This window comes from Enterobacter cloacae complex sp. HYC003_NIDB, from assembly GCF_056673375.1.
Genome location: NZ_CP114220.1, coordinates 851,966 through 870,368, shown reverse-complemented (window position 1 = coordinate 870,368; position 18,403 = coordinate 851,966). Strand labels below are relative to the sequence as shown.

The following is an 18,403-nucleotide window of genomic DNA, read 5'->3' as shown; positions in this document are numbered from 1 at the left end:
GATACATTAAAAACAGATGAAAAAAAATCCCCTCCGCGTCGTTAAACCCGACGAGGAAGGGATTGATTCGTAAATCGCATATTGGGGCGAATTATCGCCGTTAATTCATACGGGTTCAAGTGAGTATAGCATTCTGCCGGATGGCGGCTTCGCCTTCTCCGGCCTACATTCGTAGGCCCGGTAAGCGCAGCGCCACCGGGCATCGGCGGCACAGCGGCCTGATGCCCTCTCCCACAGGGAGAGGGAGGTTTTCTTACTCGTCTTCCAGATACGTATACCCGTACAGACCCGCTTCAAACTCTTCCAGGAACTGCTGCTGCAAGGCATCGTCCAGACCGGTGTTTTTCACCTGATCGCGGAACTGGGTGAGCAGTTTTTTCGGATCCAGCTGAACGTATTCGAGCATGTCCGCCACGGTGTCCCCTTCGTCGGACAGCTCAACCTCCACGCTGCCGTCAGGGAAGACAAACACGTCAACCGCTTCGGTATCACCGAACAGGTTATGCATGTTGCCGAGGATCTCCTGATACGCCCCCACCATAAAGAAGCCCAGCATTGGCGGGTTCTCCGGATCGTACTCCGGCATTGGCATCGTCGTTGCGATACCGTCGCCATCGACGTAGTGGTCAATTGCGCCATCGGAGTCACAGGTGATGTCCAGCAGCACGGCGCGGCGTTCCGGGGCGTGGTTCAGCCCTTCCAGCGGCAGAACCGGGAACAGCTGGTCGATACCCCAGGCATCCGGCATCGACTGGAACAGGGAGAAGTTGACGTACATTTTGTCCGCCATACGCTCCTGCAACTCGTCGATAATCGGACGGTGCGCGCGGTTGCTCGGGTCGAGCTGTTTCTGCACTTCGTGGCACATATTCAGATAGAGCTGCTCGGCCCACGCGCGCTCTTGCAGGCTGAAGGTGCCTGACGAGTAGCCGACGTGAATATCGTGCAGGTCCATCTGGCTGTCGTGCAGCCATTCGCGCAGGGAACGACGCGTGCCCGGCTCGTGCATCTCCTGCCAGGTTTCCCACATGCTTTGCAGGGAACGTGGGGCATCGTCTGCCGGAGGCGTGGCTTCGGTGATTTCGCTACGCTCAACGCCAATGATGTTAGAGACCAGTACCGTATGGTGCGCGGTGACCGCGCGGCCGGATTCGGTGATCACCGTCGGGTGCGGCAGGCCGTGCTCTTCGCAGGCATCGCCAATCGCCCAGATGATGTTGTTGGCATATTCGTTCAGGCCATAGTTTACCGAGCAGTCAGACTGCGAGCGGGTCCCTTCGTAGTCCACGCCCAGGCCGCCGCCCACGTCAAAGCACTGAATATTCACGCCGAGCTTATGCAGCTCAACGTAGAAACGCGCGGATTCACGCACACCAGTGGCGATGTCGCGAATATTGGCCATCTGCGAGCCGAGGTGGAAGTGCAGCAGCTGAATGCTGTCCAGACGACCGCGCTCGCGCAGAATTTCCACCAGCTGAAGCACCTGGTTCGCCGCGAGGCCGAACTTGGATTTTTCACCGCCGGAAGACTGCCATTTACCGGAACCCTGCGACGCCAGTCGCGCACGCACGCCAAGGCGTGGGATCACGTTCAGACGCTCGGCCTCTTCCAGCACGATCGCGATTTCGGTCATCTTCTCGATCACCAGATAGACCTTGTGGCCCATCTTCTCGCCAATCAGCGCCAGACGAATGTATTCGCGGTCTTTATAGCCGTTACAGACGATCACCGACCGGGTCATGCCCGCATGCGCCAGAACCGCCATCAGCTCCGCTTTAGAGCCTGCTTCCAGGCCCAGCGGCTCGCCGGAGTGGATCAGGGACTCAATCACGCGACGGTGCTGGTTAACCTTGATCGGGTAAACGAGGAAATAGTCGCCGTTATAACCATACGATTCCCGCGCGCGTTTGAACGCGGCGTTAATAGAACGCAGGCGATGTTGCAGGATCTGCGGGAAGCAGAACAGTGCAGGCAAGCGCTGACCCTGCGCTTCACGGGTTTTCACCAGTTTAGCGAGATCCACGCGCGCTTCCGGGACGTCCGGATCCGGGCAGACACTGATGTGGCCCAGCTCGTTAACGTCGTAGTAGTTATTGCCCCACCAGGCAATATTGTAAGTGCGCAGCATCTTGCTGGCTTCCTGGGAGCTCATCGCAACCTCCTGCATAGAACGTAGTACACCCTGTTCGCCTGCTGACGAAGGCGAAACCGAAGACATGTCGTCAGACATAGCGAACCTCAACTCTTTGTATTAAGTGTAAAACAGTTGACTACTATCGCAGCGTTATACGGCGATAACAACCCATTAACGGCTCCATTTCCCAGCAGAGTATGCTGAAATCCAGACCGTGCGACCGGTTTCTTATTCATATCATTGTAAAACACGTATCCGAACTCTGTATGACAAGGTTCGGCGAAACCACGAGAAAACTCCTGTATTAACAAGAGCGCCCTTGTTCAGTTTTCACAAAGCGTGACCGGCTCTGGAATCCTGAGAAGCACCGAGATGGGTATAACATCGGCAGGTGTTTAGACCAGAAGTGCGGGTGGGAATCAAATGCGCGCCAGAACGGCTGCGCTGAATGAGCGGAAAACGATGGTTCATTATCTGGTATCACCTCCACGGCCGCCTCTGCTGAAACGGACCACAAGCCAAAGCTAAAAGTTCACTGCTTAACCCGGCTGGAAGTGGCGACACGATGTGTTCATCGAGCGCTTATTTTATATGAGCCGCGCGCCGCGTTTTATACCGAGAAGGTCGCTAAAAAGCAAAACAAAAATGCGCAGGTTGCCAGCGTCGTCAGGAAAAATTTCCAGCCGTGTTTTCAACGCAGTGAGAGGTGAGTCAAAAAAAACTGGAAATCGGGTGAAGAAGTGACCTAAAATAGACGTCCAGATGTTAATCCATCCATACCGATTAACACTCAGACTGCCAGTGTCAAAATCCTGTAGGCCTTGGTAGAATTATCTCCTATGGCTATTCCACACAGCAGCTTGAGCTAACCAAATTCCTCTTAGGTGAAATAAAACATGGCAAAACACCTGTTTACGTCCGAGTCCGTATCAGAAGGACATCCTGATAAAATTGCTGACCAAATCTCCGATGCGGTGCTGGATGCGATCCTCGCGCAGGATCCAAAGGCGCGCGTAGCGTGTGAAACCTATGTCAAAACCGGCATGGTTCTGGTTGGCGGTGAGATCACCACCAGCGCATGGGTTGATATCGAAGAGATCACCCGTAACACGGTGCGTGAGATTGGCTATGTACATTCTGATATGGGCTTTGATGCCAACTCCTGCGCCGTACTGAGCGCGATTGGCAAACAGTCTCCGGACATCAACCAGGGCGTTGACCGTGCCGATCCGCTGGAACAGGGCGCGGGCGACCAGGGCCTGATGTTCGGCTACGCAACCAACGAAACCGACGTGCTGATGCCAGCGCCGGTGACCTACGCCCACCGTCTGGTGCAGCGTCAGGCTGAAGTACGTAAAAACGGCACCCTGCCGTGGCTGCGTCCGGATGCGAAAAGCCAGGTGACCTTCCAGTATGACGACGGGAAAATCGTCGGTATTGATGCCGTGGTTCTTTCCACGCAGCATGCTGAAGAGATTGACCAGAAATCCCTGCAAGAAGCGGTGATGGAAGAGATCATCAAGCCGGTTCTGCCAACTGAATGGCTGAGCTCTGCGACCAAATTCTTCATCAACCCAACCGGACGCTTTGTTATCGGCGGCCCAATGGGTGACTGCGGTCTGACCGGTCGTAAAATCATCGTAGATACCTACGGCGGCATGGCACGTCACGGCGGCGGCGCATTCTCCGGTAAAGATCCATCTAAAGTTGACCGTTCTGCGGCGTACGCTGCACGTTATGTGGCGAAAAACATCGTTGCTGCCGGTCTGGCTGACCGCTGTGAGATCCAGGTTTCCTACGCTATCGGCGTGGCTGAGCCAACCTCCATCATGGTGGAAACCTTCGGTACTGAAAAAGTGCCTTCTGAACAGCTGACCCTGCTGGTGCGTGAGTTCTTCGACCTGCGTCCATACGGTCTGATTCAGATGCTGGATCTGCTGCACCCAATCTACCAGGAAACCGCAGCGTACGGTCACTTTGGCCGCGAACATTTCCCATGGGAAAAAACCGACAAAGCCGCCCTGCTGCGTGATGCTGCCGGTCTGAAATAATCGACTGCCAGTAGCTTAAACAGGCCAGCCTTTGTGCTGGCCTTTTTTATGTCGGGTGGCGGCTATGCCTTACCCGACCTACGGGTAGTGAGTTTTTGTAGGCCGGGTAAGGCGCAGCCGCCACCCGGCAATGTTTGGAACCGTTTACACCTCACTCTCTATACCCCGCTTTCAGAATATTCTCTTTGCATGATCGCATTTCTTCTGCTGTTACATTCCCTTTCAGTTAAGTCTGAAATTTGTGCAAACGCGATGCACATCAATTAATTTACCTCTATATTTTCAAAGCTTTAATTATTTTTACGGTTACAAGCCAGTGTAACCGATTACACCGTTGTGATTTGACTCACATATTTTTATGAGCCGCTCACCTACTCTTAATATCGTAAAAACTGATAACCCAACTGGAGGGCATAATGCCTGACAATAATAAACAGGGGCGTACGTCCAATAAGGCAATGACGTTCTTCGTCTGCTTCCTCGCCGCTCTGGCAGGATTACTCTTTGGCCTGGATATTGGCGTAATTGCCGGTGCATTACCTTTCATCACCGATGAGTTCCAGATTAGCGCACACACTCAGGAATGGGTGGTTAGCTCCATGATGTTCGGTGCCGCCGTCGGCGCGGTCGGCAGCGGCTGGCTCTCCTTTAAGCTCGGGCGTAAAAAGAGCCTGATGATCGGCGCGATCCTGTTCGTTGCCGGCTCACTGTTCTCTGCGGCTGCGCCTAACGTTGAAGTGCTGATCATCTCCCGCGTGCTGCTCGGTCTGGCAGTGGGCGTGGCGTCTTATACTGCCCCGCTGTACCTGTCTGAAATCGCTCCGGAAAAAATCCGCGGCAGCATGATTTCCATGTATCAGCTGATGATCACCATCGGTATTCTGGGGGCTTATCTCTCGGATACCGCATTCAGCTACAGCGGTGCATGGCGCTGGATGCTGGGCGTCATCATCATTCCTGCCATCCTGCTGCTGATTGGCGTTTTCTTCCTGCCAGACAGCCCGCGCTGGTTCGCCGCCAAACGCCGCTTCCATGATGCCGAACGCGTGCTCTTACGCCTGCGTGATACCAGCGCCGAAGCCAAAAACGAGCTGGAAGAGATCCGCGAAAGCCTGAAGGTCAAACAGTCCGGCTGGGCGCTGTTCAAAGAGAACAGCAACTTCCGCCGCGCGGTGTTCCTCGGCGTGCTGTTACAGATCATGCAACAGTTCACCGGGATGAACGTCATCATGTATTACGCGCCGAAAATCTTCGAACTGGCGGGCTACACCAACACCACCGAGCAGATGTGGGGCACCGTGATCGTCGGCCTGACCAACGTGCTGGCGACCTTTATCGCTATCGGTCTGGTGGACCGCTGGGGACGTAAGCCAACCCTGACGCTGGGCTTCCTGGTGATGGCCGTCGGGATGGGCGTGCTGGGTACCATGATGCACATGGGCATTCACTCTCCAACGGCACAGTACTTCGCCGTGGCGATGCTGCTGATGTTTATCATTGGGTTTGCGATGAGCGCCGGTCCGCTGATTTGGGTGCTGTGCTCTGAGATCCAGCCGCTGAAAGGGCGTGATTTTGGTATCACCTGTTCTACCGCAACCAACTGGATTGCCAACATGATCGTCGGCGCAACGTTCCTGACCATGCTCAATACCCTGGGTAACGCCAATACCTTCTGGGTCTACGCCGGTCTGAACCTGTTCTTTATTGTTCTCACTATCTGGCTGGTTCCTGAAACCAAACATGTTTCACTGGAACACATTGAACGTAACCTGATGAAAGGTCGTCCTCTGCGCGAAATCGGCGCACACGACTGATCCTCCTGCGGGAGGCGCCTCTTGCGCCTCCCCGCTTCCCGCTTTATGCTCTGCCCCTATGAAAGCTCCCCGTCTCCCCATCGCCATTCAGCAAGCCGTCATGCGCAGCCTGCGGGAAAAACTCGCCCAGGCCAACCTGAAGCTCGGCCGCAATTATCCTGAACCGAAGCTGGTCTATCAGCAGCGTGGCACCGCGGCAGGCACCGCCTGGCTGGAAGCCTACGAGATCCGCCTGAATCCGGTACTGATGATGGAAAATCAGCAGGCGTTTATCGACGAAGTGGTGCCGCACGAGCTGGCCCACCTTCTGGTGTGGAAGCACTTTGGCCGCGTCGCGCCGCACGGCAAAGAGTGGAAATGGATGATGGAGGCGGTGCTCGGGGTTCCGGCCCGCCGCACCCATCAGTTCGAGCTGGAATCGGTACGCCGCAATACCTTCCCCTACCGCTGCCAGTGTCAGCAGCACCAGCTTACCGTCCGCCGTCACAACCGTGTGGTGCGCGGCGAGGCGACCTATCGCTGCGTTAAATGCGGCGAACCGCTGGTTGCGGAATAATCACTCGAACTTTCAGGAACTTTCCTGATCTGACTGATTGCATACGGGAACAACATTCGTTACGTTGCGGGCTCGTTTTGACACGGAGTGTAAGATGTCCCGTAATGTTTCTCTCGCGGTCGCTTTTCTGGCGACAGCGCTCTCCGGCCATGCTCTGGCCGACGGTATTCACAGTTTCTCTCAGGCAAAAACCGCAGGCGTAAAGATTAACGCCGACGTACCGGGTGATTTCTACTGCGGCTGTAAAATTAACTGGCAGGGTAAGAAAGGGGTCGTGGATCTGGGATCCTGCGGCTATAAGGTGCGCAAGAACGAGAACCGCGCCAGCCGAATCGAATGGGAACACGTTGTTCCGGCCTGGCAGTTTGGCCACCAGCGCCAGTGCTGGCAGGACGGTGGACGTAAAAATTGCGCAAAAGATCCGGTCTACCGCCAGATGGAAAGCGATATGCACAACCTGCAACCCGCCGTGGGTGAGGTCAATGGCGACCGCGGAAACTTCATGTACAGCCAGTGGAACGGTGGCGAAGGCCAGTACGGTCAGTGCGCCATGAAGGTCGATTTCAAAGAGAAAGTCGCCGAACCGCCTGCCCGCGCACGCGGCAGCATCGCCCGCACTTACTTCTATATGCGCGACCGCTACGATCTCAATCTTTCCCGCCAGCAGACGCAGCTCTTCAATGCCTGGGACAAGCTCTACCCGGTGACGGACTGGGAATGCCAGCGCGACGAACGTATCGCCAAAGTCCAGGGGAATCACAACCCTTACGTCCAGCGGGCTTGCCAGGCGCAAAAGAGCTAACCTACACTACGGCAATTCGCTTATATCGCATGACACATGGAATTTCTGACTATGCGCATCCCTCGCATCTATCACCCTGAACTGATTACCCCAGGCGGCGAAATCGCCCTGTCTGATGATGCCGCAAACCATGTAGGCCGCGTGCTGCGCATGGGTGCAGGCCAGGCGATTCAGCTCTTTGACGGCTCTAATCAGGTTTTCGACGCTGAAATTACGCGCGCCGATAAAAAAAGCGTGCACGTGAAGGTGCTGCGTGGCGAGGTGGATGACCGGGAATCCCCGCTGCACATTCACCTGGGCCAGGTGATGTCGCGTGGGGAAAAGATGGAGTTCACCATTCAGAAATCCATTGAACTGGGTGTAAGCCTCATTACGCCACTTTTTTCTGAGCGCTGCGGCGTTAAACTGGATGCGGAACGTCTGAACAAAAAGATCCAGCAGTGGCAAAAAATTGCCATTGCGGCCTGCGAACAGAGCGGCCGCAACCGTATCCCGGAGATCCGCCCGGCGATGGATCTGGAGGACTGGTGTGCAGAAGAGGAGAGCGGGCTTAAGCTCAATCTTCATCCGCGCGCCAGCGCCAGCATCAATACGCTGCCGCTGCCCGTTGAGCGTGTACGCCTGCTGATTGGCCCGGAAGGCGGCCTGTCGGCTGACGAAATTGCCATGACGGCGCGTTACCAGTTTACTGATATTCTGTTGGGACCTCGCGTTCTGCGCACTGAGACAACGGCACTCACCGCCATTACCGCGCTACAGGTGCGATTTGGCGATCTGGGTTGAAGCAAAGCCTGACCCATAACCGGAGAAGAAGATGATTAAGCTCGGCATCGTGATGGACCCCATCGCAAACATTAACATCAAGAAAGACTCCAGCTTCGCTATGCTGCTGGAAGCGCAGCGTCGCGGCTATGAACTCCATTATATGGAGATGAACGATCTTTACCTGATCAACGGTGAAGCCCGCGCACGCACCCGCATCGTTAACGTCGAGCAGAACTACGAAAAATGGTACGAATTCGGTACCGAGCAGGATATTGCCCTGGCCGACCTTAACGTGATCCTGATGCGTAAAGATCCGCCGTTCGACACCGAATACATTTACGCCACCTATATCCTTGAGCGTGCCGAAGAGAAAGGAACGCTGATCGTCAACAAGCCGCAGAGCCTGCGCGACTGTAACGAGAAGCTCTATACCGCATGGTTCTCTGACCTGACGCCGGAAACGCTCGTCACCCGCAGCAAAACGCAGCTGAAAGAATTCTGGCAGAAGCACGGCGACATCATCATGAAACCGCTGGACGGCATGGGTGGCGCGTCGATCTTCCGCGTGAAAGAGGGCGATCCGAACATTGGCGTGATTGCCGAAACGCTGACCGAGCTGGGAACCCGCTACTGCATGGCGCAGAACTATCTGCCGGCCATTAAAGACGGCGACAAGCGTGTGCTGGTCGTAGACGGCGAGCCGGTGCCTTACTGCCTGGCGCGTATCCCGCAGGGAGGGGAAACCCGTGGCAACCTGGCGGCTGGCGGCCGTGGCGAACCGCGTCCGTTAAGCGAAAGCGACTGGGAAATTGCCCGCCGCGTCGGCCCTACGCTGAAAGCCAAAGGCCTGATCTTCGTCGGCCTCGATATCATCGGCGATCGTCTGACCGAAGTGAACGTCACCAGCCCGACCTGCATTCGTGAAATCGAAGCGGAATTCCCGATCTCGATCACCGGAATGCTGATGGACGCTATCGAAAAACGTTTACAGAAATAACCTGTGACAGCGCCTGTGTTTATCCCCATACTGGGCGCTGTCGCTTTTTAAACCAGGAAACAGTACCTCTGACAATGAATTTACAGCATCACTTTCTTATTGCCATGCCTGCTCTCCAGGATCCGATTTTCCGCCGCTCCGTGGTCTATATTTGCGAATACAACGAAGACGGCGCGATGGGGATTATCATCAATAAGCCGCTGGAAAACCTCCAGGTGGAAGGCATTCTGGACAAGCTGAAAATCCCTGCTGAAGCGCGGCTGCCGGAAATCCGTCTCGATAAACCGGTGATGCTCGGCGGCCCGCTTGCAGAAGATCGTGGCTTTATCCTGCATACCCCGCCGGTTTTCTCGTCCAGCATTCGTATCTCCGATAACACCGTCGTCACCACCTCTCGCGATGTGCTTGAAACGCTGGGCACTGCCAGTCAGCCTTCTGAGGTGCTGGTTGCGCTCGGCTACGCCTCCTGGGAAAAAGGGCAGCTGGAACAAGAAATTCTGGACAACGCCTGGCTGACAGCCCCTGCGGATATGAATATCCTGTTTAAAACCCCTATCGCCGATCGCTGGCGTGACGCGGCAAAACTGATTGGCATTGATATTCTGACCATGCCTGGCGTTGCGGGGCACGCGTAATGAGCGGCACCCTTCTCGCCTTCGACTTCGGCACCAAAAGCATCGGCGTCGCTGTGGGTCAACGGATCACCGGCACCGCCCGCCCGCTCATGGCGCTGAAAGCTAACGACGGCACGCCGGACTGGAACCTTATTGAGCGCTTGCTCAAAGAGTGGCAGCCGGACGACGTGATTGTCGGCCTGCCGCTAAACATGGACGGCACCGAGCAACCGCTTACCGCCCGCGCGCGCAAGTTCGCTAACAAAATCCATGGCCGCTTTGGCGTCTCCGTTAAGCTGCACGATGAACGTTTGAGCACCGTCGAGGCACGCGCTGGCCTGTTCGAGCACGGTGGCTTCCGGGCGCTGAACAAAGGCAGCGTGGATTCAGCTTCAGCCGTCATTATCCTCGAAAGCTATTTCGAACAGGGTTACTGAGCGCCGGGGCTACAGCCGCCCCTGCGCCCGTCGCTCCGCCAGACTCTGCTCAAAGTTCTGCATTCCCGCCTGCTGCCCCGTTTGAATAATGCCCGGCAGTTGCCAGGTTTTGCCTTCGCGGATCAGGTTTGCCGCCGCCGAGGTATTCACCAGTAGCTCATACAGCGCCACGCGCCCGCCCTGGACATCCTGACGTAGCTTCTGCGCCAGGACCGCACGCAGGCTTCCCGCCAGCTGATTACGCACCGGATCTTTCTCCTGCGCCGGAAAGGTGTCGACCAGGCGCTCGATCGCCTGCGCCGCGCCGCGCGTATGCAGCGTGGCTAACACCAGATGGCCGGTTTCCGCCGCCGTCAGCGCCAGGCGTATCGTCTCGCTGTCGCGCAGCTCACCAAGCAGAATCACATCCGGATCTTCACGCAGCGCGCTGCGCAGCGCCTCGGCAAAGGACGGGCTGTGCTGGCCTATCTCCCGCTGCTGGATCAGGCAACGTTCGCTCTGGTACATAAACTCCACCGGATCTTCCAGGGTCAGAATATGCCCGTCCGTCTGGTGATTGAGGAAATCGACCATAGCGGCCAGGGTGGTCGATTTCCCGCTGCCGGTGGCGCCGGTGACCAGAATCAGGCCATTGTCATTGGACAGCAGCTCCGGGATCGCTCGCGGCACACCTAACGCAGAGAGCTGCGGGCACGTCAGCGGCAACAGCCGCAGCGCAATCGAAACGCCGAGCATATGCTTAAACGCACTGCCGCGCAGCCGCTGACGGCCTGCGAGGGTAACGGCAAAATCCACTTGCCCGTTTGCCCACCATGCGCCCTGCTGTTCGTTGTTGAGCCACGCTTTTAATAACGCCTCCACATCCGGGGGCGGAAACGGCGCAGGTTCAAGACGGCCTGACCTGCGCCAGCGCGGTGGCGAATCACTGCACAGGTGTAGATCGGAGACGTTATGCTTTACACTAAGGGCCACAATTTCTTCCACATCCATAGACTACTCCTCGGAAAATGAACGACATTGCGCATAACCTGGCACAGGTCCGGGACAAAATCTCAGCCGCGGCAACGCGTTGCGGCCGTGCTCCAGAAGAAATTACGTTGCTTGCAGTCAGCAAAACTAAGCCTGCGAGCGCCATCGCAGAAGCGATAGCCGCCGGTCATCGTGCCTTTGGTGAAAACTATGTGCAGGAAGGCGTGGATAAAATTCGCGCTTTCCGGGAACGGGGAAATACAGACCTGCAATGGCACTTTATCGGTCCGCTACAGTCGAACAAAAGCCGTCTGGTAGCAGAGCACTTTGACTGGTGCCACACCATCGATCGTCTGCGCATCGCTACCCGTCTGAGCGACCAGCGCCCTATGGAGATGCCAGCGCTTAACGTGCTGATTCAAATCAACATCAGCGATGAAAACAGCAAGTCCGGCATTACGCTGGGCGAACTGGAGGCGCTGGCGGCAGACGTGGCGGCGCTGCCGCGCTTAACCCTGCGCGGGCTGATGGCTATCCCGGCGCCAGAGTCAAGTTATGAAAGGCAGTTTGCCGTGGCACAGCAAATGGCTGTAGCATTTGAGGCGCTTAAGGCGCGCTATAACACGGTAGACACGCTTTCTCTGGGCATGTCGGACGATATGGAAGCCGCCATCGCGGCAGGCAGCACCATGGTGCGCATCGGCACGGCAATTTTCGGTGCGCGCGATTACCCCCAATAATAAGGAAACCTGAGGAACGCCATGAAGACGTTGACTTTCCTGCTTTCAACGGTCATTGAACTGTATACGATGGCGCTGCTGTTGCGCGTCTGGATGCAGTGGGCCCGTTGTGATTTTTACAATCCATTCTCACAATTTATCGTGAAAATCACGCAGCCCGTTGTGGGGCCGCTTCGCCGCGTCATTCCGGCAATGGGGCCAATTGACAGTTCATCTCTGCTGATGGCGTTTATTCTGAGCGTTATCAAAGCGATCGTGCTGTTTATGGTCATCACTTTCCAGCCGATTATCTGGATTTCAGCCGTTCTGATCCTGGTTAAAACCGTCGGCTCGCTGATCTTCTGGGTCCTGCTGGTGATGGCGATCATGAGCTGGGTAAGCCGGGGTCGTAGCCCGGTGGAGTACGCGTTGATTCAGCTGACTGAACCGTTGCTGCGTCCGATTCGTAGCCTGCTGCCTGCAATGGGCGGAATCGACTTCTCCCCGATGCTTCTCGTTCTTCTGCTGTACGTGCTGAATATGGGTATCGCGGAACTGTTACAGGCGACGGGTAATATGCTGCTGCCGGGGCTGTGGATGGCGTTATGAGTGCAGTTAGCCCCTGCGCCGACGGGCTGGTTTTACGGCTGTACATTCAGCCGAAAGCCAGCCGCGACAGTATTGTTGGTCTTCATGGCGACGAGCTAAAAGTCGCCATCACTGCCCCGCCGGTTGACGGCCAGGCGAATGCGCATCTGACCAAATATCTGGCTAAACAGTTTCGCGTCGCTAAAAGCCAGGTCATCATTGAGAAAGGTGAACTTGGCCGGCATAAACAGGTAAAAATCCTTAACCCGCAATCTATCCCGACGGAAGTCGCGGCTCTGAAAGAACAGGACTAAACCATGCAGAAAGTTGTTCTCGCCACCGGTAACGCCGGTAAAGTGCGCGAGCTGGCCTCGCTATTAAATGATTTTGGGCTGGACGTGGTGGCCCAGACCGAGCTGGGCGTCGAGTCCGCCGAAGAGATCGGCCTGACGTTTATCGAAAACGCCATTCTGAAAGCGCGCCACGCCGCGCAGATCACCGGACTGCCCGCGATAGCCGATGACTCCGGTCTGGCCGTGGATTTTCTGGGCGGTGCGCCGGGGATTTACTCCGCCCGCTATTCCGGGGTGGACGCCACCGACCAGCAGAATCTGGAAAAGCTGCTTGTGGCCCTGAAAGACGTCCCTGACGAACAGCGTACCGCGCAGTTCCACTGCGTGCTGGTCTACATGCGTCACGCGGAAGATCCCACGCCGATTGTCTGTCACGGCAGCTGGCCGGGCGTGATCACCCGTGAAGCGGCGGGCAACGGCGGCTTTGGTTACGACCCGATTTTCTTTGTCCCGACCGAGGGAAAAACCGCTGCGGAACTCACCCGCGAAGAGAAAAGCGCGATCTCCCACCGTGGACGCGCCCTGAAACTGTTACTGGAAGCACTGCGTAATGGCTAATTTGCCGCCTCTGAGTCTTTATATTCACATCCCATGGTGCGTGCAGAAATGCCCGTACTGCGATTTCAACTCGCACGCGCTGAAGGGCGAAGTGCCGCACGATGATTACGTCGCGCATCTGCTGGCCGATCTGGATGCTGATGTATCGTACGCACAGGGACGTGAAGTGAAGACCATTTTTATTGGTGGCGGTACACCGAGCCTGCTTTCAGGCCCGGCGATGCAGACGCTGCTGGATGGCGTGCGCGCACGCCTGAACCTGGCAGTGGATGCTGAAATTACGATGGAAGCCAACCCCGGTACCGTTGAGGCCGACCGTTTTGTCGAGTATCAGCGTGCGGGCGTGAACCGTATCTCTATCGGCGTGCAGAGCTTTAGCGAGCCAAAGCTGAAGCGTCTGGGGCGTATCCACGGCCCGGAAGAGGCAAAGCGCGCGGCAAACCTGGCAACGGGGCTTGGGCTGCGCAGCTTTAACCTCGACCTGATGCATGGCCTGCCGGATCAGTCGCTCGAAGAAGCGCTGGACGATTTGCGTCAGGCGATTGAACTGAATCCGCCGCATCTGTCGTGGTATCAGCTGACCATTGAGCCTAACACCCTGTTTGGTTCCCGTCCTCCGGTGCTGCCGGACGATGACGCGCTGTGGGATATCTTCGAGCAGGGCCACCAGCTTTTGACCGCGGCGGGGTATCAGCAATACGAAACGTCGGCGTATGCGAAGCCGGGCTATCAGTGTCAGCACAATCTGAACTACTGGCGTTTTGGTGATTATCTGGGAATTGGCTGCGGCGCACATGGCAAAGTGACCTTCCCGGACGGACGCATTCTGCGTACCGCCAAAACGCGTCACCCGCGCGGGTATATGGAAGGCCGCTACCTGGAGCGTCAGCACGACGTCGAGGCGGCGGATAAGCCGTTTGAGTTCTTTATGAACCGCTTCCGTCTGCTGGAAGCCGCACCGCGCGCGGAATTTACGCGTTATACCGGGCTGCCGGAGTCAGTGATTCGTCCGCAGATTGACGAGGCGCTGGCGCAGGGGTATCTGACCGAGTGTGATGAGTCCTGGCAGATCACCGAGCACGGCAAGCTGTTCTTAAACTCCCTTCTTGAGCTGTTCCTCGCTGAAAATCCTGAAGGCTGATTCAGAATTTTACATCCCGTTCTGCTGGCTGAGGGAAAGGCTGGCAGAGTGTGGGGATGGAAAAATCAAAACAACTCCGCAAACAAATGACACCCGAAGAAGTACGCCTCTGGTATTTGCTCAGAGGTCGTCGTTTCTTCGGGTATAAGTTTCGTCGTCAGATGCCGGTTGGGCCGTATATCGTGGATTTTGCCTGCTTTAAGGCGAAGCTGATTATTGAGCTGGACGGTGGGCAACATCAGGATGAGGAGAACTATGATTCACGTCGTACCGCGTTTTTGAATACGAACGGATGGGAAGTCGTACGGTTCTGGAATAATGAATTCAGGACTAATGAGGAGCAGGTGCTGATGGCTATTTTGCAACGATTGCAATGCCTGATGCCCTCACCCTAACCCTCTCCCACAGGGAGAGGGAACTGGTTACTCCCTCTCCCTGTGGGAGAGGGCCGGGGTGAGGGCCCAGTGCGCACAAATATTACTTCAACGTCCCCACCAGCGCCTTCCGGCTGTCTTCCAGCGACACCACGCGTTTACACACGTCTTTGCCGAACTGCTGGAAATCGGCTTCCTGATTCTTCCACTCGTTCTGAATCGAGGTTTGCAGTCCGCCCAGGCTACCCAGTACACCCTGCAACGGATTACCGCCACCCTTCAGCACCGCTTTGGCGCCCATCTCGTTGATGCTGTCCTGGAGAATGCCGCCCATCGCCTGGTTCACCAGCTGCTGACCGTCGGCACGCACCTGATCGATCGCCTTATAGTGGAACGTCAGGCCATCAGAGCGCGTCTCGATAATACGGTTCATCTGCTCTTTCAGCTGTTTATCCAGCTTCGTCAGGCGGGTGCGCATATTGCTGCTCTCCCCCACCTCTTTGGTGATGATTTTATCCAGCGCCACGCGGCTCTTTTCAACGCGGGTCAGCGCGCCATCGTTGATCCAGGGCAGCGCGGTACGCAACTCGGCCTGGTAGTCCATCGCCTGCTCGCGCTGGGCGGCCGTCAGGTTTTGCGGTTTGCCGTTAAAGGTCACGTTGCCATCCGGCGTAATCACCAGATTGCCATTCTCGCCCTTAACCTGCACGGTTTGCGGACTCAGCACCACGTCATCACGCGGGGTGACGCTACATTTATACTCCGCATGGGCGGTGGTTCCGATTGCCAGTAAAGCAACAGCCAGCAACGTTTTGCGCATCTTTAACACTCCCTCAGACAAAATGGGCCAGCTAATGCTGGCCCGTTCTTGCTTTATTAGTCCCACCAAACGTCGAAAAGTTCGCTAACGCGGACATCTTCCAGTTTGTGGTCTTCAAGCCATTTGCGTACCAGCGCCTGATGCTCTTCGGTGCATTTCCCCACTTCCTGGGTGCAAATCAGACCTTCCCACGCCAGATAGCCGCTACCGTCGAAGGCCAGCTTGTTTGGCTCGATCACCTCGTTGATGAACGCATCAACGTCCTGATCGATCTGTTCCACACTGGTGCCTTCCGGGAAGCGCCAGGCAACGGAGAAGCCCACTTCCTGGAATTCTTCGATGTGCATCTTTTTACGCAGACGACGGCTACGATTCTTTGCCATTATTTCACCCTCTCGAACATTAAGTCCCATACGCCGTGACCAAGACGATGGCCACGCTGTTCAAATTTTGTCACCGGACGTGAATCCGGACGCGGTACGTAGTCGTTGCTTTCAGACTGATTTTTATACCCGTCCAGGGACGACATCACTTCCAGCATATGTTCCGCATAAGGTTCCCAGTCGGTTGCCATGTGGAAAACGCCGCCCAGCTTGAGCTTACTTTTCACCAGCTCGGCAAACGGCGCCTGAACGATACGGCGTTTATTATGACGCGCTTTGTGCCATGGGTCAGGGAAAAAGAGCTGAACCATGTTCAAAGAATTGTCAGGAATCATTTTGTGCAGCACTTCCACCGCGTCGTGACACATGACGCGCAGGTTCTCAACGCCCTCTTCGTGGGCCGTTGCCAGGCACGCGCCGACGCCCGGCGAGTGTACTTCGATACCGAGGAAGTTCTGCTCCGGGCGCGCTTTTGCCATGGTCACCAGCGAGGTGCCCATGCCAAAACCAATCTCCAGCGTCACTGGCGCGTCGCGGCCAAACAGGTCGGTGAAGTCGAGCGGTTGCTCGCTGAACTCAACGCCCATCACCGGCCAGTAGTTGTCCAGCGCGTGTTGCTGCCCTTTTGTCAGGCGCCCCTGACGGCGGACAAAGCTGCGAATACGGCGCAGCGGGCGACCGTTTTCATCAAATTCCGGTGAAATGACGTCGTTTTTCATAAAAGAGTTGTCTGCTTGTGAGAATGTTCGGGAAACGGGCATTATCCAAAGTTAAGGCTTCTATGCAAGCATGGGAAAGATCCGGTTTACAGCAGATTGACGCTGTGCTGCAATCTGCGTCCCTGATTAAGCGAATCGATGACCATGCAAGCCTCTCAATTTTCAGCCCAGGTGCTGGACTGGTACGACAAATACGGGCGTAAAACCCTGCCCTGGCAAATTGAAAAAACGCCGTACAAAGTATGGCTCTCCGAGGTGATGTTGCAACAAACGCAGGTCGCGACGGTCATTCCTTACTTCGAGCGTTTTATGGCGCGCTTCCCGACAATCACGGATCTGGCCAACGCGCCGCTGGACGAGGTACTGCACCTGTGGACAGGCCTCGGCTATTACGCCCGCGCGCGCAACCTGCACAAAGCCGCAAAGCAGGTCGCCACCCGCCACAACGGTAAATTCCCGGAGACCTTTGACGAGGTGGCGGATTTGCCCGGCGTCGGGCGTTCAACCGCAGGCGCAATCCTCTCCCTCTCTTTAGGCAAACATTTCCCTATTCTCGACGGCAACGTCAAGCGCGTGCTCGCACGCTGCTACGCCGTAGATGGCTGGCCGGGCAAGAAAGAGGTTGAGAAACGCCTGTGGGAGATCAGTGAAGCGGTCACTCCGGCGAAAGGAGTGGAGCGTTTTAACCAGGCGATGATGGATCTGGGCGCGATGGTCTGCACCCGTTCAAAACCGAAGTGCGAACTTTGCCCGGTAAACAACCTCTGCGTGGCGTATGCGAACCACACCTGGGCGCAGTATCCGGGGAAAAAACCGAAGCAGACGCTGCCTGAACGCACCGGGTACATGCTGCTGATGCAGCATGGCGACGAGGTATTTCTCGCTCAGCGCCCGCCGAGTGGCCTGTGGGGTGGTCTATACTGCTTCCCACAGTTTGAGGATGAAGCCTCGCTTCGGGCATGGCTTGAACAGCGCGGCATTGCGGCCGATACCCTGACGCAACTCAACGCGTTCCGTCATACCTTCAGCCATTTCCATCTGGATATTGTGCCGATGTGGCTTCCCGTGTCCTCATTCACGTCGTGCATGGATGAAGGCACCGCTCTCTGGTATAACTTAGCGCAACCGCCATCAGTCGGGCTGGCGGCTCCCGTGGAGCGCCTGTTACAGCAATTACGTGTCGGTGCAATGGTTTAGCATCGGCAAGACAAAGAGGAATGAGTATGGCCAGAACCATTTTTTGTACTTTCCTACAGCGCGACGCTGAAGGCCAGGATTTCCAGCTCTACCCGGGCGACCTGGGTAAGCGCATTTACAACGAGATCTCCAAAGAAGCCTGGGGACAGTGGCAGAAGAAGCAGACCATGCTGATCAACGAGAAAAAGCTCAGCATGATGAACCCGGAACACCGCAAACTGCTGGAGCAGGAGATGGTGAACTTCCTGTTCGAGGGTAAAGACGTCCATATCGAAGGCTATACGCCACCGGAAAAATAATACTCTGCGGCTGCTGCCCGGCGGCGCTGCGCTTGCACGGGCCTACGGTTTTGTAGGCCGGGTAAGCGCAGCGCCACCCGGCAACAGCAACCCCAAAGCAAACACAACACGCA

General features: G+C 56.3%; 23 protein-coding genes. 16 read left to right on the top strand and 7 right to left on the bottom strand.

The annotated features are described in order from the left end of the window. Nucleotides 1-253 precede the first annotated feature (253 nt). The 3 genes from speA to O1722_RS04130 all read right to left on the bottom strand — a co-directional run bounded on the left by speA (nucleotide 254) and on the right by O1722_RS04130 (nucleotide 2,605). A complete protein-coding gene (gene speA / locus O1722_RS04140) occupies nucleotides 254-2,230 on the bottom strand; it encodes a biosynthetic arginine decarboxylase (protein WP_033487644.1) in 1,977 nt (658 codons plus the stop codon). 8 nt (nucleotides 2,231-2,238) lie between these two features. Next, nucleotides 2,239-2,370: an acid stress response protein YqgB gene (yqgB, locus tag O1722_RS04135; protein WP_057979949.1), complete on the bottom strand. Its 132-nt coding sequence runs from the start codon at nucleotides 2,368-2,370 to the stop codon at nucleotides 2,239-2,241. Nucleotides 2,371-2,464: 94 nt separating this feature from the next. Continuing rightward, nucleotides 2,465-2,605 carry a hypothetical protein gene (locus tag O1722_RS04130; RefSeq protein WP_418235904.1) on the bottom strand — a complete coding sequence of 47 codons (141 nt, stop codon included), beginning with the start codon at nucleotides 2,603-2,605 and terminating at the stop codon, nucleotides 2,465-2,467. A gap of 425 nt (nucleotides 2,606-3,030) precedes the next feature. Here O1722_RS04130 and metK point away from each other — a divergent pair, with 425 nt between their 5' ends. The 8 genes from metK (at nucleotide 3,031) to ruvX (ending at nucleotide 10,170) form a co-directional block, all read left to right on the top strand. Next, complete coding sequence (gene metK, locus O1722_RS04125; protein WP_003860037.1) at nucleotides 3,031-4,185, top strand: methionine adenosyltransferase; 1,155 nt, start codon at nucleotides 3,031-3,033, stop codon at nucleotides 4,183-4,185. 416 nt (nucleotides 4,186-4,601) lie between these two features. Next, entirely contained in the window at nucleotides 4,602-5,999 is a 1,398-nt protein-coding gene (gene galP / locus O1722_RS04120; RefSeq protein WP_015571832.1) for a galactose/proton symporter, read from the top strand. A 58-nt stretch (nucleotides 6,000-6,057) separates the two neighbouring features. Next, nucleotides 6,058-6,555, top strand: a complete 498-nt coding sequence (locus tag O1722_RS04115) for a SprT family zinc-dependent metalloprotease (protein ID WP_017692693.1) — start codon at nucleotides 6,058-6,060, stop codon at nucleotides 6,553-6,555. Nucleotides 6,556-6,649: 94 nt separating this feature from the next. Continuing rightward, nucleotides 6,650-7,357, top strand: coding sequence for a deoxyribonuclease I (endA, locus tag O1722_RS04110; RefSeq protein ID WP_003860034.1), 708 nt, complete (start codon nucleotides 6,650-6,652; stop codon nucleotides 7,355-7,357). Nucleotides 7,358-7,408: 51 nt separating this feature from the next. Beyond that, entirely contained in the window at nucleotides 7,409-8,140 is a 732-nt protein-coding gene (gene rsmE / locus O1722_RS04105) for a 16S rRNA (uracil(1498)-N(3))-methyltransferase (RefSeq protein WP_017692692.1), read from the top strand. A gap of 31 nt (nucleotides 8,141-8,171) precedes the next feature. Beyond that, the gene (gene gshB / locus O1722_RS04100) at nucleotides 8,172-9,119 is read left to right on the top strand and encodes a glutathione synthase (RefSeq protein ID WP_015571835.1); all 948 of its coding nucleotides are present in this window, start codon (nucleotides 8,172-8,174) and stop codon (nucleotides 9,117-9,119) included. Nucleotides 9,120-9,193: 74 nt separating this feature from the next. Next, nucleotides 9,194-9,754 (top strand): YqgE/AlgH family protein, encoded by a 561-nt coding sequence (locus O1722_RS04095; protein WP_006811924.1) that lies wholly within the window; start codon nucleotides 9,194-9,196, stop codon nucleotides 9,752-9,754. Beyond that, nucleotides 9,754-10,170, top strand: a complete 417-nt coding sequence (gene ruvX / locus O1722_RS04090; protein WP_033487645.1) for a Holliday junction resolvase RuvX — start codon at nucleotides 9,754-9,756, stop codon at nucleotides 10,168-10,170. Before O1722_RS04095 ends, ruvX begins: the two co-directional genes overlap by 1 nt. A 9-nt stretch (nucleotides 10,171-10,179) precedes the next feature. On the opposite strand, the gene O1722_RS04085 is transcribed toward ruvX, so the two are convergent. Further along, nucleotides 10,180-11,160, bottom strand: coding sequence for a type IV pilus twitching motility protein PilT (locus O1722_RS04085; RefSeq protein WP_033487646.1), 981 nt, complete (start codon nucleotides 11,158-11,160; stop codon nucleotides 10,180-10,182). Nucleotides 11,161-11,177: 17 nt separating this feature from the next. Here O1722_RS04085 and O1722_RS04080 point away from each other — a divergent pair, with 17 nt between their 5' ends. Genes O1722_RS04080 through O1722_RS04055 form a run of 6 tightly spaced genes read left to right on the top strand, consistent with a single transcriptional unit; the run spans nucleotide 11,178 to nucleotide 14,893 of the window. After that, nucleotides 11,178-11,879, top strand: coding sequence for a YggS family pyridoxal phosphate-dependent enzyme (locus O1722_RS04080; protein ID WP_045347340.1), 702 nt, complete (start codon nucleotides 11,178-11,180; stop codon nucleotides 11,877-11,879). A 21-nt stretch (nucleotides 11,880-11,900) separates the two neighbouring features. Next, nucleotides 11,901-12,467: a YggT family protein gene (locus O1722_RS04075; RefSeq protein ID WP_015571838.1), complete on the top strand. Its 567-nt coding sequence runs from the start codon at nucleotides 11,901-11,903 to the stop codon at nucleotides 12,465-12,467. Then, nucleotides 12,464-12,760 (top strand): DUF167 family protein YggU, encoded by a 297-nt coding sequence (gene yggU, locus O1722_RS04070; protein WP_023304404.1) that lies wholly within the window; start codon nucleotides 12,464-12,466, stop codon nucleotides 12,758-12,760. Before O1722_RS04075 ends, yggU begins: the two co-directional genes overlap by 4 nt. Nucleotides 12,761-12,763: 3 nt before the next feature. After that, complete coding sequence (locus tag O1722_RS04065; protein WP_033487648.1) at nucleotides 12,764-13,357, top strand: XTP/dITP diphosphatase; 594 nt, start codon at nucleotides 12,764-12,766, stop codon at nucleotides 13,355-13,357. Beyond that, nucleotides 13,350-14,498 carry a radical SAM family heme chaperone HemW gene (hemW, locus tag O1722_RS04060; RefSeq protein ID WP_017382926.1) on the top strand — a complete coding sequence of 383 codons (1,149 nt, stop codon included), beginning with the start codon at nucleotides 13,350-13,352 and terminating at the stop codon, nucleotides 14,496-14,498. Before O1722_RS04065 ends, hemW begins: the two co-directional genes overlap by 8 nt. A gap of 56 nt (nucleotides 14,499-14,554) precedes the next feature. Next, nucleotides 14,555-14,893, top strand: a complete 339-nt coding sequence (locus O1722_RS04055; protein ID WP_017382927.1) for an endonuclease domain-containing protein — start codon at nucleotides 14,555-14,557, stop codon at nucleotides 14,891-14,893. An 82-nt stretch (nucleotides 14,894-14,975) separates the two neighbouring features. Here the strand turns inward: O1722_RS04055 and O1722_RS04050 are convergent, their stop codons facing one another. From O1722_RS04050 to trmB, 3 genes are read right to left on the bottom strand one after another with little or no spacing between them, the layout of a single operon-like run. Next, nucleotides 14,976-15,692, bottom strand: coding sequence for a YggN family protein (locus tag O1722_RS04050; protein WP_015571842.1), 717 nt, complete (start codon nucleotides 15,690-15,692; stop codon nucleotides 14,976-14,978). Nucleotides 15,693-15,748: 56 nt separating this feature from the next. Further along, nucleotides 15,749-16,075 carry a YggL family protein gene (locus O1722_RS04045; protein WP_003862421.1) on the bottom strand — a complete coding sequence of 109 codons (327 nt, stop codon included), beginning with the start codon at nucleotides 16,073-16,075 and terminating at the stop codon, nucleotides 15,749-15,751. After that, on the bottom strand, nucleotides 16,075-16,794 hold the full coding sequence (gene trmB / locus O1722_RS04040; RefSeq protein ID WP_015571843.1) for a tRNA (guanosine(46)-N7)-methyltransferase TrmB: 720 nt from the start codon (nucleotides 16,792-16,794) through the stop codon (nucleotides 16,075-16,077). Before trmB ends, O1722_RS04045 begins: the two co-directional genes overlap by 1 nt. Before the next feature lie 144 nt (nucleotides 16,795-16,938). Between trmB and mutY the strand changes: the two genes are divergently transcribed. Both mutY and O1722_RS04030 read left to right on the top strand, forming a co-directional pair. Continuing rightward, complete coding sequence (gene mutY / locus O1722_RS04035; RefSeq protein WP_166792074.1) at nucleotides 16,939-17,991, top strand: A/G-specific adenine glycosylase; 1,053 nt, start codon at nucleotides 16,939-16,941, stop codon at nucleotides 17,989-17,991. Between the two features lie 26 nt (nucleotides 17,992-18,017). Beyond that, complete coding sequence (locus tag O1722_RS04030) at nucleotides 18,018-18,290, top strand: oxidative damage protection protein (RefSeq protein WP_003862425.1); 273 nt, start codon at nucleotides 18,018-18,020, stop codon at nucleotides 18,288-18,290. Nucleotides 18,291-18,403: the final 113 nt, after the last annotated feature.